This is a genomic window from Intestinibacillus sp. Marseille-P6563 (assembly GCF_900604335.1).
Taxonomy (GTDB): domain Bacteria; phylum Bacillota; class Clostridia; order Oscillospirales; family Butyricicoccaceae; genus Butyricicoccus_B.
The window spans coordinates 1,486,924-1,501,567 of the sequence record NZ_UWOD01000002.1; the positions used below are offsets into that span (position 1 = coordinate 1,486,924).

General features: G+C 57.5%; 14 protein-coding genes. 7 read left to right on the top strand and 7 right to left on the bottom strand.

Features of this window, described 5'->3' with window-relative positions:
• The first annotated feature begins 53 nt into the window (after positions 1-53).
• From EFB11_RS15565 to rpiA, 4 genes are read left to right on the top strand one after another with little or no spacing between them, the layout of a single operon-like run.
• On the top strand, positions 54-1,100 hold the full coding sequence (locus tag EFB11_RS15565; protein WP_122791212.1) for a zinc-dependent alcohol dehydrogenase: 1,047 nt from the start codon (positions 54-56) through the stop codon (positions 1,098-1,100).
• 37 nt (positions 1,101-1,137) lie between these two features.
• A complete protein-coding gene (locus tag EFB11_RS15570) occupies positions 1,138-1,689 on the top strand; it encodes a DUF4428 domain-containing protein (protein WP_122791213.1) in 552 nt (183 codons plus the stop codon).
• A 42-nt stretch (positions 1,690-1,731) separates the two neighbouring features.
• The gene (locus EFB11_RS15575; RefSeq protein ID WP_122791214.1) at positions 1,732-2,595 is read left to right on the top strand and encodes a class II fructose-bisphosphate aldolase; all 864 of its coding nucleotides are present in this window, start codon (positions 1,732-1,734) and stop codon (positions 2,593-2,595) included.
• Positions 2,596-2,619: 24 nt separating this feature from the next.
• Positions 2,620-3,309: a ribose 5-phosphate isomerase A gene (rpiA, locus tag EFB11_RS15580; protein WP_122791215.1), complete on the top strand. Its 690-nt coding sequence runs from the start codon at positions 2,620-2,622 to the stop codon at positions 3,307-3,309.
• Between the two features lie 39 nt (positions 3,310-3,348).
• Here rpiA and EFB11_RS15585 read toward each other — a convergent pair whose 3' ends face one another.
• Complete coding sequence (locus EFB11_RS15585) at positions 3,349-3,909, bottom strand: hemerythrin domain-containing protein (RefSeq protein WP_122791216.1); 561 nt, start codon at positions 3,907-3,909, stop codon at positions 3,349-3,351.
• 249 nt (positions 3,910-4,158) lie between these two features.
• On the opposite strand from EFB11_RS15585, the gene EFB11_RS15590 reads away from it, so the two are divergent.
• Positions 4,159-5,340 (top strand): IS110 family transposase, encoded by a 1,182-nt coding sequence (locus tag EFB11_RS15590; protein WP_122788747.1) that lies wholly within the window; start codon positions 4,159-4,161, stop codon positions 5,338-5,340.
• Positions 5,341-5,465: 125 nt separating this feature from the next.
• On the opposite strand, the gene hcp is transcribed toward EFB11_RS15590, so the two are convergent.
• The 5 genes from hcp to EFB11_RS15615 form a co-directional block, all read right to left on the bottom strand.
• Positions 5,466-7,304: a hydroxylamine reductase gene (gene hcp, locus EFB11_RS15595; protein WP_122791217.1), complete on the bottom strand. Its 1,839-nt coding sequence runs from the start codon at positions 7,302-7,304 to the stop codon at positions 5,466-5,468.
• Between the two features lie 152 nt (positions 7,305-7,456).
• Positions 7,457-7,954 carry a hypothetical protein gene (locus EFB11_RS15600; RefSeq protein WP_122791218.1) on the bottom strand — a complete coding sequence of 166 codons (498 nt, stop codon included), beginning with the start codon at positions 7,952-7,954 and terminating at the stop codon, positions 7,457-7,459.
• Between the two features lie 58 nt (positions 7,955-8,012).
• On the bottom strand, positions 8,013-8,681 hold the full coding sequence (locus tag EFB11_RS15605) for a Crp/Fnr family transcriptional regulator (protein ID WP_122791219.1): 669 nt from the start codon (positions 8,679-8,681) through the stop codon (positions 8,013-8,015).
• A 69-nt stretch (positions 8,682-8,750) separates the two neighbouring features.
• Positions 8,751-9,584, bottom strand: coding sequence for a sugar phosphate isomerase/epimerase family protein (locus tag EFB11_RS15610; protein WP_243115242.1), 834 nt, complete (start codon positions 9,582-9,584; stop codon positions 8,751-8,753).
• A 180-nt stretch (positions 9,585-9,764) separates the two neighbouring features.
• Entirely contained in the window at positions 9,765-11,627 is a 1,863-nt protein-coding gene (locus EFB11_RS15615) for a DHHW family protein (RefSeq protein ID WP_164706808.1), read from the bottom strand.
• 169 nt (positions 11,628-11,796) lie between these two features.
• On the opposite strand from EFB11_RS15615, the gene EFB11_RS15620 reads away from it, so the two are divergent.
• Positions 11,797-12,351 (top strand): chromate transporter, encoded by a 555-nt coding sequence (locus EFB11_RS15620; RefSeq protein ID WP_279220560.1) that lies wholly within the window; start codon positions 11,797-11,799, stop codon positions 12,349-12,351.
• 2 nt (positions 12,352-12,353) lie between these two features.
• Positions 12,354-12,893: a chromate transporter gene (locus EFB11_RS15625; RefSeq protein ID WP_122791222.1), complete on the top strand. Its 540-nt coding sequence runs from the start codon at positions 12,354-12,356 to the stop codon at positions 12,891-12,893.
• Between the two features lie 38 nt (positions 12,894-12,931).
• On the opposite strand, the gene EFB11_RS15630 is transcribed toward EFB11_RS15625, so the two are convergent.
• A complete protein-coding gene (locus EFB11_RS15630; protein ID WP_122791223.1) occupies positions 12,932-14,311 on the bottom strand; it encodes a TrpB-like pyridoxal phosphate-dependent enzyme in 1,380 nt (459 codons plus the stop codon).
• Positions 14,312-14,644: the final 333 nt, after the last annotated feature.

A 14,644-nucleotide genomic window follows, 5' to 3' on the forward strand; every position in this document is an offset into this window, starting at 1 on the left:
GCCGCCGCTTGTGCTACCAGCACGCGGCTGCATGAAAAAGGAGTCTACATAGTATGAAAGCATTGGTCATGAGCCAGCCGGGACAGGTGTCCCTGCAGGAACTTCCCACCCCGCAGCCTGAAAAAGGCGAAGTGCTGGTGCGTGTACACGCATCCGGCATCTGTGTCAACGATGTACGCGATTATAAGGGCGAGTGCAATTTCAGTTACCCGCGCATTGGCGGGCATGAATTTGCCGGCGAGATCGTCGCGCTGGGCAACGGCGTTTCGCCCGAACAGTTCCCGATCGGCAGCCGGGTAGTTACCTATGTCATCGACAACTGCAACACCTGTTATCACTGCAAAAACGGTTACACCAACGTGTGCCCGGCCTTTGCACACACCACCTGCTACCAGAATCCGGACGGTATCTCGGGCTTCCTCGGCTTTTCGCAGTACGTCATTGCCAAGACCGAGGACGTGTATTTCTGCGGGCAGGACACGCCGTATGAAAAGCTGGCCTTCACCGAACCGCTGGCCTGCGTCATCAACTCGATCGCCCAGTGCGACATCAGCTACGGCGACGACGTGCTGGTCATCGGCGGCGGCACGATGGGTATGCTGCATGTGATGCTGGCCAAGATGCGCGGCGCGCGCGTCATCCTGTCTGAGCCCATGGCCAGCCGGCGCGAAAAGGCGCTTGAACTGGGCGCGCATATTGTAATTGACCCGACCGCAGTAGACGCCGTGCAGGAGGTCATGAAACTGACCGGCGGTCTGGGCGCCCGTGCGGTATTTGATACCACGGCGGTGCCCGCGCTGGCCACCCAGGCCATCGAATGCACCGCGGTTTGCGGCACAGTGGTCATGTTCTCGTCGCTGCACCCGAATAAGCCGGTCGAAGTCGATCTGGGCAAGATCCACTCGACCCAGAAGAAGATTACCGGCGCGCAGAACGGCTCGGTCAAAACCTTCTGGCAGGCTGTGCAGATGATCACCAAGGGACTGTTTGACCCCACCCCGCTGACCGAAGCGATCTACGACTATCACGATTTTGAAGAGGCCATGGCCTGTGCGATGCGGCCGGATACCTTTAAGGTCATCCTGAACATCACCGATTGACCCTATTTTGGAACAGGAGGAACCATTTTTGGCTAGAATGTGCGATCTGTGCGGAAAAAAGACCGGCTGGCGGGCGTTTCACTGTCAGGACGGCGTGATCTGCAAGGACTGTTATAAGATCGTCAGCAACCACTATACCACCACTGTGACCGGAAAGACGCTGGCAGAACTCAGGAAGGATTACCGCCAAAACGCGGCGCCGCTGGACCTGGGAGAGGATGGTTTTCTGACCAGCCGGAAGGTGGGTGGGTTCCTCCTGCTCGACGAAACGCGCCGGAAGTTCTGTATCCCCAGCAACCGGCGCATCACCGGCCAGGTCGCCCGGCCGGAAATCTACCGCTATGAAGATCTGACCGGCTATATGCTGGCCTGCGAGCCTTCTTTGCCGCCCGAGCGGCTGGAAGAACTGGCCGCGAACCCGCGTGAAACGGTCGTCATCGATCGGATGGTCGTGCGGCTGCGCCTGAAAAACGCCGGGGTGCGGGAACTGATCGTGATTCCCTCGCCCGTGCGCTCGTCCAGCTTTGCCTTCCGCCGCGCCTACCGCGCGGCCGGACAGATCTTGCGGGAACTGGAAGAAATCTGTTGATCGGATACAGATGCCGCACAGCGGCATCGGGAAGGAATTTGCATGTTAAGCACACTGACGGATGTTTTAAAAATCGCCGAGGAAAAGCAAATCGCCATCGGCGCCTTCAATACCCCCAACCTCGAGAGCCTGTGCGCGGTGATTGCCGCCGCGGAAGAACTGGACCTGCCGGTCATCGTGCAGTTTGCCCAGTGCCATGAGCCGCTCATGCCGCTCGAAATCATCGGGCCCATCATGGTCGACCACGCGAAAAAGGCCAAAGTGCCGGTCTGCGTCCACCTGGACCACGGCGAAACCATGGACTACCTCAAAACCGCGCTGGATATGGGCTTTACCTCCATTATGTACGACGGCTCCGACCGGCCGTATGAAGCCAATGTGCAGGCGACCTGCCAGGCGGTTCAGCTGGCCGCAGGTTATAACCGCGGTGTCGATGTGGAAGCCGAGATCGGCTCCATGGGCCGCCGCGAATTCGGCGACGGCGACGGCAGCGACGATGACGCCAAGATCTACACCGACCCGGATATGGCGCGCGACTTTGTCGAGCGCACCGGCATCCAGGCGCTGGCCTGCTCGTTCGGCACCACCCACGGCATTTACCTCAAGGAGCCGCGTCTGGACCTGAACATCGTGCGCCAGGTACGCGAAAAGGCGAACGGCATTCCGGTCGTCATGCACGGCGGCTCGGGCGTCAGCCGGGAAGATTTCCAGGAAGCCATCCGCGCCGGCGTACGCAAAATCAACTATTTCACCTACATGGACAAGGCAGCCGGCACGGCGGTCGCCGAGTGGCTGAAGGGCAAGCCGGCGGGTGAGCCGATCTTCTTCTCCACCATGCGCACCCTGGCGATGGACGCCATGAAGCAGGACGTCAAGCGCGCCATGCAGACCTTTGCCATGCAGTAACCCACCGAGAAAGGACCAAAATCCATGAATGCAAAACAAATGGCCGGTTATGAGGCCGCCAAATACGTCAAGGACGGCATGCTGGTCGGCATCGGCACCGGCTCGACCGCCTATTACCTGATCGAAAAGCTGGGCCAGCGGATGAAGGAGGAAGGGCTGCACATCCAGTGCGTGTCCACCTCGGACGCTTCCACCGAACAGGCCAAGAGCCTGGGCATCCCGCTGCTCGACACCAACGATGCCCCGGTGCTCGACATCTGCATCGACGGCGTGGACGAAGTCGACCCGGCGTTTAACGGCATCAAGGGCGGCGGCGGTGCGCTGTTCCGCGAAAAGATCGTGGCCATGAGCGCCAAGTACAACATCTGGATTTGCGACGACTCCAAGCGCGTGGAAACCATCGGCGCGTTCGGCCTGCCCATCGAAGTGCTGCCCTTTGGCTATAAGCACGTGGTGCGCAAGCTGGAAGAGGCGGGCTTTACCTCCCGTCTGCGCATGAAGGACGGCGCGATCTACGAAACCAACAACCACAACTACATTCTGGATACCGGCTACACGAACACCCGCTTTGGCACCGACTACAAGGCCATGGAAGCCTTTGTGAGCGGTCTGCTGGGCGTGCTGGAAACCGGGTTCTTCCTGAACACCACCGACCTGATCATTTCGGCCGGGGAAAATGGTGTGACCACCATTGAAAACAAGAATAAAGCATAAAAGTAACCGGACCGTATCATTCTACGGTCCGGTTTTCGTTTATGCGGGATATTTTTCGGCCAGACGGCGCAGCCGCGCCAAATGCGCGTCCTGTACGCCGGCCGCCTTGGCCTCTTCTTCAAACTGCCGGATGCGCTGCTCGATGCGCGCAAGCGCTTCGGACGGCAGGTTCTTCTCGGCAAAGGGGAAGAGCACCTGATTTTCCTTTTCCAGATGCCGCAGCAGCAGATTCGCATAGCCGGTCGCTTCGGCGACGATGTCCAGCTTGTCCATGGTGTTGGGATTTGCTTCGTAGCGGTCCAGCGCCGCTTCCAGATTCATCACATGCAGACGGCCCAGCTCATGCTCGACCAGCATGCCGTGCTGCACCAGATTGACCGCCACCGGGCCGAGCGCGTCCATCATCTCGCCAAAGAGCAGTTTTTCCTCTTTGCCATGATGGTGCTGGTCGGCATATTCGCGGATAAAGACGATCATGTCGCGGAAATCGGCGGGGTCCACCGGCGCGCCATCCAAGATGGCGCAGCAGGCGCGGCGGACAATGCCGGTAAAGGTGCGGACATTTTCATGTTCCTCCACCAGAACTTCAATACCGTACATACGGGACTCCTTGTATTATAGAGTAGTAGTTATTAGAGCCCCTCTCCAAGGGCTGTGCTACACTGTAAGGGATGCTGTGGATTGGTTGGCGGCTCCTACCACAAGATGGTTCACGAAAGGTTCCAACCACAGCCCCTTACAATTTTGTTAATCAGTTAAATACCGCCAGACGGTTTATGTGGAACAAGGCTACAAAAGTAAGGTGTACTGTGGATACAGCATCACATATTTTCTCTGGAGGTATTTGTTATGGTAGTTTCTGTTGGCATTGATGTCTCAAAAAACAAGCATGATTGCTTCATTGTAAGCTCAGAGGGTGAAGTCCTGGCGGATGTTTTTACTATCCCTAACAACATGGACGGTTTTGATGCTCTACTGGAAAAAATTCGAGCTTGTACTACACCGCAGGACAAAATAAAAGTAGGGCTTGAGGCAACCGGGCATTACAGCTACAACATTCTTGGGTTTCTTCTGGACAACGGTCTGGCCACCTATGTCTTGAATCCCCTACGCACGAACCTCTACCGGAAAAGTCTCAGCCTGCGAAAGACCAAGACCGACCGTGTAGATGCTCGAACCATTGCTGCTATGCTGTTATCCGATGTGGGCCTCAAACCCTACACGAATACAGCATATCACAACGAGGAACTAAAGTCACTCACCAGATACCGTTTTGACAAGGTGAAAGAACGAGCAAAGCTGAAAAGCTCAATTTCCAGACTGGTTTGCATTCTCTTCCCTGAACTGGAGAAGCTGGTGTCCTCTCTCCATTTGGCGACTGTCTACGCTCTGCTGGAAGAGTTTCCAGGTTCCAAACAGATTGCCAAGGCACACCTGACAAGGCTCAAAACCCTTTTGGGAAACGCCTCCAAAGGTCGCTACGGTCGGGATATGGCTGTTACTATCCGGAGCGCTGCTCAGAATTCTGTTGGGTCCTGTATGCCTGCCAAATCCCTGGAATTGCAACATACCATCCGGCTTATCCGTGAATTGGATGCTGAGATCGCTGAAATCGAGGCTGAAATTGAGACAATGATGGACAAGATACAGTCTCCCATTATAACTATCCCTGGCATGGGCTTTCGTATGGCTGCCATGATTCTTGCTGAAATCGGCGACTTCTCTCGGTTTGAGTCGCCGGACAAATTATTGGCCTACGCCGGAATGTCGCCTTCTACTTACCAGTCCGGGCAGCTCAAAAATTGCTATCCCCACATGGAGAAGCGTGGCTCTCGATACTTACGCTACGCTCTTTACAACGCAGCCAAGTATGTCTGTCACTGGGACCCAACCTTTGCTGCTTACCTTGCTAAGAAAAGAGATGAAGGCAAACACTACAATGTCGCACTTTCTCATGCCACCAAAAAGTTAGTTCGTCTGCTGTTTGCCCTGGAAAGATCCAGACAGCCTTATTGCAGCTTGGCGGCCTAATTCCATCTTGTTAGCCTACGCCGGGGTCCCTACGGACCTCTGCTTTGCTATACCTTTCTTGAACTATCTCTTTTCACCACCACCATTCATTTTTGGGGTTGACTTTTAATAGTTAATCTTTCGTTTTAGGCGCGCAGCGCGTCGTTTAAGCGGGCCAGAACGGTGTCGGCTTCCAGACCGTGCACCGCGCAGGCGTCGCGCAGGGCTTCCATCTGGGCGGACGGGCAACCCAGGCAGTGCATGCCGCAGTCCATCAGTACTTCGGCAGCCGCCGGATACTCGCGCAGGATATCGCCGATGCGCATATCAGCCGTCACCGCCGGGGCGGTTTCGCCGAAGAACAGGCGGATGTCGTCCTCGACCGTGCCGATGCCGGCAATGCCGAAGTTGTCGACCAGCACCTTGGCGACATTCGGACTGAGGAAGGCGGGCAGCGTCGGCCCCAGATGGATGTTCTTCACGCCCAGATGCAGCAGCGCCAGCAGGACAATGACCGCTTTCTGCTCGTACCAGGCGATGTTGTAGACGATCGGCAGGTCGTTGATGTCGTCCAGGCCAAAGACTTCCTTGAGCTTGAGCGCAATCACGGCCAGCGAGTAGGAGTCGTTGCACTGACCGGCATCCAGTACGCGCGGGATGCCGCCGATGTCGCCGAGGTTCAGCTTGTTGTACTTATACTTGGCGCAGCCCGCGGTCAGAATGACGGCATCCCCCGGCAGCGCCTTGGCAAAGTCGGTGTAGTAATTGCGGGACCCCGCGCGGCCGTCGCAGCCCGCCATGACGACGAACTTGCCGATAGCGCCCGATTTGACCGCGTCCACGATCTTGTCGGCCAGGGCGAGCACCTGATTGTGGGCAAAGCCGCCCACGATCTCGCCGCGTTCGATTTCCTCGGGCGGCGCGCAGCGCTTGGCGTGCTCGATGAGCGCCGAGAAGTCCTTGGGCTGACCCGGCTCGCCCGGAATGTGCGTGCAGCCCGGATAGCCAGCCGCGCCCGTGGTGTACAGACGGTCCTTGTAGGCCGGGGCGGGCGGCACGATGCAGTTGGTGGTCATCAGGATGGGGCCATTGAAAGAAGCAAATTCCTCCTTCTGTTTCCACCACGCATTGCCGTAGTTGCCGAAAAAGTGCGAGTATTTCTTGAACGCCGGATAATAGTGCGCGGGCAGCATCTCCGAGTGGGTGTAGACGTCCACACCAGAATCCTCGGTCTGCTCGAGCAGCATCTCGAGGTCACGCAGGTCGTGGCCAGACACCAGAATGCCCGGACGAGTGCCGACGCCGATGTTGACCTTAGTGATTTCCGGATGGCCGTACGACTCGGTATTGGCCGCGTCCAGCAGGGCCATGCCCTGCACGCCGTACGCGCCGGTTTCGAGCGCCAACGCGGTCAGATCATCGGCCGACAGGCTGTCGTCCAGCGTCGCGGCCAGCGCACGCTGGAGGAACGCATCCACATTTTCATCGTCGCGCAGCAGCGCGTTGGCGTGCTTGGAGTATGCCGACAGGCCTTTGAGGCCATAGGTGATGAGTTCGCGCAGCGAGCGGATGTCCTCGTTTTCGGTGGACAGCACGCCGACCGTCTTGGCCTTGGCTTCAAACTCGGCCTCGTCTGCCGTCCAGTGAGCGGCTTCGGGCAGCGTATCCGGGTCATTCACCTGCGCGAGCAGGTCGGCCTTGACGGCGAGCGTCTTGTGAATGCGGTCGATGATCGCGGCCTTGTCAAAATTCGCGTTCGTAATGGTGACAAACAGATTGAGGGTAATCAGGTGATTGATGTCGCTGGACACCGCTGCGCCCTGCTCGCGCAGGCGAGTGGTCACGGCCGACAGGCCCTTGGTGACATAGACCAGCAGATCCTGCATGGCGGCCACGTCTGCGGTCTTGCCGCACACACCCGCCTGGGTGCAGCCCTTGCAGCCCGCGGTTTCCTGACATTGATAACAAAACATTTTCGGTTCCATCGTTTCTTCTCCTCTGCATGGGTTTGTTCGATGGTCTTATCCTACCAGATCGGTGTACATTCGTCTGTAACATATGTTACAAAAATAAAAAAATCGCGTCTTTTCGACGCGAAAAAATGGCGGGCCGAAGCCCGCCGGGTTTTTGGATTGATTTAGCCGATGTTTTTTGCTGCATAAGCGGCCTGTACCCGCCGCCCTTTGACAAAGAAATAGCCCAAGCCGCAGCCAACATAGGCCGCAACCGAGGAAAATGCCGCAAAATCGGAGATGCACCAAGCCCAGAGATACGACCCGACCGAGGGGGTAGAGACCGCCGGGTCGGCCGTCAGCGCCGAAAACTGATTGCAAACATTCCAATACAGCGATGGGGTCAAATAATACGCCACCAGCACGGCCAGCAAAAGCAGGCCGCCGAGAACATATTTGGACACCCCGCTTTGCGCAGGACGGATTTCCGCCTTTCGGGCAAAGGATGCCCCCAAGCCGGTGCAGGCCAGGATTTTGACTGCCGCCGCTGCCCCATTCACCGCAAAATTGTCCGCCGGATAGAAGGCCCAGGCGGGCACCTGCAAGAGGAAAAATGTCAGCAGACAGACGCCCAAACACAGAAAGGCAAGGCTACACTTTCGCAGAAGCTTCGGGAATGTCATCGGAATCTCCTCCTCTCGTTTTTATCAATATCGAAACAATTTGCAAAAAGTTTATGCGTTACACCAATTCTTCCAGCGCGGCGCGGTCGGTCAGACGGATGCCCGTCCGCGCGCATTCGATCAGCCCATCGCGCTGCATGTGGGACAGTTCCCGCGACACCGACGGCCGGGCTGCGCCCAGAAAATCGGCCAATGCTTCGCGGTTCATGCCCAGCACCGCCCAGCCGTCCGGCCCGGCGCTGCGCAGCAGCAAACGGGCCAATTTCTGCCGCAGGGTGGCGCACGATAGCACCTGCACCCGCTGGTTGAGGAAATAGGCTTTTTGGGCGAAAATCGCCAGCACATTGGCGACCAGCCGAGCGTGATAGTCCTGCCCATCGGTGCGCAGGATGAAATCCCGCGGCAGGCCGAGCACCCGGGCGGGGGAAGCCGCTTCGGCAAAGTGTTCATAAGGGGTATCGGGCAAGAACAGAAAAACCTCGCCAAACAGTTCGCCGGCCCGGTCAAAGGAGGCGATCACCCGCCGTTCCCCGCTGGGGGTATAGCTGCACACCCGCACCATCCCTTCGAGCAGGATGAGCAGACGGTCGGGCGTGTCACCCGGCCGGAAAATGACCTGTTCCCGGTCATACGGGGTGGTGACCGCCTGGCAGCAGGCCAGGCAATCTTCGATTTCCCGGACCGACAGGCCGGCAAAGAGCGGGCAGGAGAGCAGTTGCTGTTCCATGGGCAGGACCCCCTTTCTACTCTTTTAGTATACCACAAAAAAGCCGGGCAGACGCCCGGCTTTTGCGATTTATTTGAGGAAAGGTGCGCAGCACTCCGCGCCCATTTTGATAACCTCCTCGGCGTCCATGTCCCAGTATTCGGGGCGGAACAGCTCCAGACACGCCGGGCCATCGTAGCCCGCGTCCATGACCGCCTTGCTGATCTCGGCGACCGGGATGCAGCCCTTGCCGGGCATGATGCGATGGCAGTGATCGAGTACGCCGAACGGCAGGTCCTCACAGTCGTTGATGTGATAGACAAACAGTTTTTCCTTGGGTACCTTACGGATAAAGTCCACATCCGCGCACTTGTCGTGCATGTAGAAGTTGATGCAGTCGACCGTCAGGCCCACGCTGTCGCGATTGACTGCCTGCACGATTTCCAGAGCCTGCCGCAGCGAATTGCAGCACCAGCGGCGGTCACCGATGGGCTCAAACGAGCAGCACACGCCGTAAGGCTCGGCGATGTCGGCCAGCTTGTTTAACACCTCGACCGAGTCTTCAAAGACTTCCTTTTCGGTTTTGGTGCTGTATTCGTCCGTCATGGTGGGCACGACGATCATGTACTTGTTGCCGATGGCCTGGGCGACTTCACAGCCGAAGGTGAACAGCTCGACGAGCTTTTCCCATTGCTCCGGGGTGCGGAAGTTGATGTCCTCGATGGAGTTGAAGGCAAAGGGCTTTAAGTGGCTCTTTGCAAAAAAGGCCTTGAGGTCATCGATGGTATGGGTCTTGAAATACTCCTTGAGCATGTCGAGCCGCAGTTCGATGTAGTCATAGCCATATTTTTCGCAAAGCTCGAGGTCTTTTTCGACCGAGGAATTTTCCTTGCAGGTCGCTTCGTTGAATCCGAGTTTCAGCATCTTGAGGGGCCTCCTTTTCTGTTCTTCCGGACCGGCCTGCCGCCGGGCCCGCTTCTCTGCCCTTATTGTAGCACAAGGCCAGGGGAAAAGACAGGCTGCCCGGCCAAAACCGCAAGGATTTGAAAGTTTCGGGGCACAAAAAAGCCAGCGCCCGCAAGTGGGGCGCTGGCAGAGGAGAAATTATCGCAGCATTTCGCTGTGGTTGACAACCTGTTCGTTGTAGAGGAACAAAACATCCTTGCCGGTGAAGTCCACATACTGCGGCAGCAGCGAGCTTGCCATGTAGCGGATGTCCACCAGAGTAATGGTATGATACTGCTCGATGAGCAGGGGAGCCAGGCTGCATGCGAACGAATCGCGGAAGATGACCAGATCCTTGCCGTCTTCGGCTGCCGGATTGGTGATGGTCAGCAGCGGGGTCGGGCCGGACAGGAACAGATCATACGGCGAATCGGACGACAGTGCCGCGGTGTCATACACCTTGGTAAAGTCGGGCTTCTGGTAGTTGTCCACCGTCGCGCCGTCGATGACGTCGCTGGTCAGATAGGTCAGCGTTTCGGACGGGAAGCCTTCCTTGTTGTAACCATGCTGGCCGGTGAAGTTTTCCACCGTGTTGGCGGTCATCTTGGACAGGTCAGCCGAGAAGCCCATGGCGTCGCCCAGACGGTCCACAACCTCCTGCAGCTTGTCCTGCTTCCAGTGCGGGTCGGTCACGCAGTAGTCGGTCAGCTCGAGCGCACCGGTCAGGTCGATCTTCTTGGCGCTCTGGATGCCTTCGTCGAGCATCTTGTTCATGGTGTCGTAATCAAACGGGGTTTCCAGACGGTCGTTGACAAAGTATGCCTTGCTCGGTACGACCGCATAGTAGATGCTGTTTGCGTTTTGCAGATAGGTTTCCGACAGGCTGTCCACCTTGTCGGCAAAGCGGGTGATGGAATCCGGGCGCAGCTCGCCGATGAAGTCCATGTAATAGCCGTCTGCCTGGATCAGGCCGTTTGCATCCGGCTTGAGCTTATCTTCTGAAGGGGTCTCCGGATTTTCCGGGGTTTCTTCCGACAGGTCAAGCGCCAGGAAGCTGTCCGCGATGGCCTGCGAATATTCTGCATCCATAGCCAGCAGGATGAGATTGCCCTGGTTGACGACAACAACGTCTTCCGGGTCTACGCCCACGCAGATCCACTTCTGCGGGTTGACCGACGTACGGATGGTCTCCATCAGCTTTTCGACATCCACGCCGTCCTTAGCGCGTACCAGGCAAACCGAATGGGCAACCGAGCTCATCAGGGCATCCGAGCCGATTGCTTCCTGTACATCGTCCAGATTCTTCAGCCCCAGGTAATATTCCGAATTTTCAGTGGTGATGCGGGTGTTGGAAACTGCCGGCATTTCGGCATCGACCCCAGCATAGACGCGGGCCATGATATCTTCCAGCGAGCCCTTTTCGGCGACAACGCCCAGACCGTCGAGCATCTGGACGCACTCGGCGCGGGTGATCTGTGCCAGCGGGCGCAGGGTGCCGTCCGGATAGCCATTGACATAGCCCTTTTCCACAAAGCCGGAAACCGCGGTCACCGCGTAATCGGATACCTGCGCCGCATCGGTGAACTGTGCCAGACCGTCAGCGCCCGAACCGGAAACCGTGAAAGCGCGGCCAGCCATGGTCATCACGTCCTGGCGGGTGATGTAAGCATCCGGGTTAAAGGTGGTATCCTCTGCGATAATGCCCAGAGCGACCAGCTTCATAACCGGCTCGTAGAACCACTGACCTTCGGTCACGTCGGTAAAAACCGCGTCGCCGATGGTGGCGTCCTTGGAAACTACATTGGCCAGCAGGGTGGCAAATTCGGCGCGGGTCATCGCGCGGTCGGGCTGGAAGGTACCATCCTCATAGCCGCTGATCGAACCGGCATCCAGCCACTTGTTGATGGTTGCTTCGGCCCAGTGGCCGCTGATATCGGTTGCTGCATACGCCGGAACCGTGCCCAGCAGCGCAAGCGACAGCGCCAGCGCTGCCGGCGCAGTAAAACGTCTTTTCTTTTGCATCGTCATTGCTCTCCTTTATTCCTTTTTTTTCAGGACTCCTGACCATATAGACGCAGCAGTCGCAGGAAAGTTCCCACTGCTTTGTCTTTTTTTTATGAAAACAAGGTATCAACCCAGACAGCGCTGTGATACAATAAAAGAAAAAAGTTTAGCAGGAGGCAAAAGAAGTTTGGGTTCTTTCAAAGAATATTTCACGTTATTCAGTACGTTTGCCCGTATCGGCGGGCTGACATTTGGCGGCGGATATGCCATGCTGCCCATGCTCCAGCGGGAAATCGTCGAACATTATGGCTGGGCCACCGAAGAAGAACTGGCCGATTATTACGCTATCGGCCAGTGCACGCCAGGCATTATTGCGGTCAACACCGCCACATTTATCGGCTACCGGCGGCGGGGCATCCTCGGCGGCATCGTGGCGACGTTGGGCGTGGTGTTCCCGTCCCTGGTGATTATCGCGATCATTGCCGCCTGCTTGCAGAACTTTGCCGATTATCCGGTCGTGCAGGATGCCTTTGCTGGCATCAGCGTGTGCGTCTGTGTGCTGATTTTTAACGCGGTGCGCAAGCTGTGGAAAAAGTCGGTCGTCAATCCGGGCGCCCTGGCGATTTTTGCGGTCGTATTTTTAGGTGCGATGTTCACCGGTCTGTCGCCCGTGGTGCTGGTCATCGCGGCCGGTCTGGCAGGCGTTTTGATGCGCGGGCTGCGCTATCGGAAGGGGGAATGAGCATGCTCCTGCTGCGACTGTTTTATGAATTTTTCAAGGTCGGTCTGTTCTCGGTGGGCGGCGGTTTGGCGACCTTGCCGTTTCTCTATGCCATGGGCGAAAAGACCCAGTGGTTTACCCACACCGATGTGACCAATCTAATCGCCATCAGCGAATCCACCCCCGGCCCCATTGGCGTCAATGCGGCCACCTATGTCGGCTTTTTGACCGACGGTCTGCCGGGGTCTATTGTGGCAACACTCGGCCTGATTACACCGGCCATTATCGTGATTTTGCTCATATCGCAGGTTTTGGAGCGCTTTCGGCACAGCACGCTGGTGGACAATGCGTTTTATGGCCTGCGTCCGGCGTCCACGGCGCTGATTGCGTCCGCCGGTCTGCTGGTCGCCAAAACCACGTTTTTGGCGGGCATGGCCGTGCGCTGGCCGCAGGTCGCGCTGGCGGCGGTCTTGCTGGTCGCTACCCAAAAGACCGACTGGCATCCGGTTATTTATATCGCCTTTGCCGCGGTGGTGGGCGTCGTTTTTCATCTGGGCACATAAAAAAAAGAAACCAGGCAGTCCGCCTGGTTTCTCTTTTTTTATTCCTGAATGCCCGGGATGGTGGGCAGCGACGCAAAGCCACGTTCCAGATCTTCGTCGGTGGGGATGTAGTCCTGCATGATGCCTTCTCGGTAAGCCGAGTAAGCGGTCATATCGAAATAACCGGTGCCGGTCAGGCCGAACAGAATAGTCTTGGCTTCGCCCGATTCGCGGCAGCGGATGGCTTCGTCCATAGCCGCACGGATGGCGTGTGCCGATTCCGGAGCGGGCAGAATGGTTTCCTTCTTGGCAAAGTAAACGGCTGCTTCGAATACTTCGGTCTGCTTGACCGAGGTGGCCTCCATATAGCCGTCGTGATACAGCTTGGACAAGATCGGGCTCATGCCGTGGTAACGCAGGCCACCCGCATGGTTGGCCGAGGGCACGAAGCCAGCGCCCAGGGTATACATGCGCGCCATGGGTGTGACCTTGCCGGTGTCGCAGTAGTCGTACGCATAGCGGCCGCGGGTGAGCGACGGGCAGGAAGCCGGTTCGACCGCGATGATGCGCGGGTCAGCCTTGCCGGTCAGCTTATCCTGCATGAAGGGTGCAATCAGGCCGCCCAGATTGGAGCCGCCGCCCGCGCAGCCGATGACGATGTCCGGATATTCGTCCAGAATCTCCATGGCTGTCTTGGCTTCCAGGCCGATGATCGACTGGTGCAGCAGCACCTGATTGAGCACCGAACCGAGCACATACCGGCACGAATCGGTATGGGTTGCCTTTTCGACGGCTTCCGAGATGGCGCAGCCGAGCGAACCGGTGGTGTTCGGGTCCTTGGCCAGAATCTGGCGGCCGATTTCGGTGGTCATGGACGGGGACGGGACAACATTGGCATCAAACACCTGCATGATGGCCTTGCGGAAGGGCTTCTGCTCATACGAGCACTTGACCTGGAAGACGTCCAGTTCCAAGCCGTAGTATGCGCAGGCTTCGGCCAGAGCCGTGCCCCACTGGCCGGCGCCGGTCTCGGTGGTCAGGCGCTGGATGCCCTGCTGCTTGGCATAATACGCCTGGGCGATGGCCGAATTGAGCTTGTGGCTGCCCGAGGTGTTGTTGCCTTCGAACTTGTAATAGATCTTCGCCGGGGTATCGAGCGCCTTTTCCAGGTTGTATGCGCGGATGAGCGGCGAGGGACGGTAAATCATGTATTCTTCGAGGATGTCGGCCGGAATGTCGACGTAACGGGTCTCGCCGTCGAGTTCCTGATGGGCCAGCTCTTTGCAGAAGATGGGATACAGTTCTTCTTCGGTCACCGGCTTGCCGGTGGCGGGGTTCAGCATGGGGTCGGGCTGCTCGGGCATATCAGCGCGCAGGTTGTACCACTGGCGCGGCATCTGGTCTTCGGTCAAATACAGTCTGTGCGGAATCTTCGGCATAATGATCGCTCCTTTATCGAAAAAACTTAAAAAGGCTTCTGTCCCATGATTCTGGGACAGAAGCCTCAATACTCTTCTGCGGTGCCACCCGGATTGGCGCAAAGCGCCCACTTTGGCCGCGTACAAAATACGCGCCCCTCTGGTAACGGGTGGGGAACCCGGCGCAGATACTCGGAAATATTTCCTTTCGCCTTGCCCTCCAAAGTCCATTCACACCGGCCTGCACCTGCCACAATTCCACCATCTGCGGCTCTCTAAAAGGACAGCTTCCGGGCTACTCGTCTTTGTCAACGGTTTTGCCTTATGGTGCTATTATAGGCGCTGCTTTCCACT

What these genes read in the sequence shown, in the direction of transcription:
- EFB11_RS15565 (WP_122791212.1), top strand. Translation starts at nt 54, where the DNA reads ATGAAAGCATTGGTCATGAGCCAGCCGGGACAGGTGTCCCTGCAGGAA.
- EFB11_RS15625 (WP_122791222.1), top strand. Translation starts at nt 12,354, where the DNA reads ATGCTCCTGCTGCGACTGTTTTATGAATTTTTCAAGGTCGGTCTGTTC.
- EFB11_RS15605 (WP_122791219.1), bottom strand. Translation starts at nt 8,681, where the DNA reads ATGGAACAGCAACTGCTCTCCTGCCCGCTCTTTGCCGGCCTGTCGGTC.
- EFB11_RS15585 (WP_122791216.1), bottom strand. Translation starts at nt 3,909, where the DNA reads ATGTACGGTATTGAAGTTCTGGTGGAGGAACATGAAAATGTCCGCACC.
- hcp (WP_122791217.1), bottom strand. Translation starts at nt 7,304, where the DNA reads ATGGAACCGAAAATGTTTTGTTATCAATGTCAGGAAACCGCGGGCTGC.
- EFB11_RS15610 (WP_243115242.1), bottom strand. Translation starts at nt 9,584, where the DNA reads ATGCTGAAACTCGGATTCAACGAAGCGACCTGCAAGGAAAATTCCTCG.
- rpiA (WP_122791215.1), top strand. Translation starts at nt 2,620, where the DNA reads ATGAATGCAAAACAAATGGCCGGTTATGAGGCCGCCAAATACGTCAAG.
- EFB11_RS15590 (WP_122788747.1), top strand. Translation starts at nt 4,159, where the DNA reads ATGGTAGTTTCTGTTGGCATTGATGTCTCAAAAAACAAGCATGATTGC.
- EFB11_RS15630 (WP_122791223.1), bottom strand. Translation starts at nt 14,311, where the DNA reads ATGCCGAAGATTCCGCACAGACTGTATTTGACCGAAGACCAGATGCCG.
- EFB11_RS15570 (WP_122791213.1), top strand. Translation starts at nt 1,138, where the DNA reads ATGTGCGATCTGTGCGGAAAAAAGACCGGCTGGCGGGCGTTTCACTGT.
- EFB11_RS15575 (WP_122791214.1), top strand. Translation starts at nt 1,732, where the DNA reads ATGTTAAGCACACTGACGGATGTTTTAAAAATCGCCGAGGAAAAGCAA.
- EFB11_RS15615 (WP_164706808.1), bottom strand. Translation starts at nt 11,627, where the DNA reads ATGCAAAAGAAAAGACGTTTTACTGCGCCGGCAGCGCTGGCGCTGTCG.
- EFB11_RS15600 (WP_122791218.1), bottom strand. Translation starts at nt 7,954, where the DNA reads ATGACATTCCCGAAGCTTCTGCGAAAGTGTAGCCTTGCCTTTCTGTGT.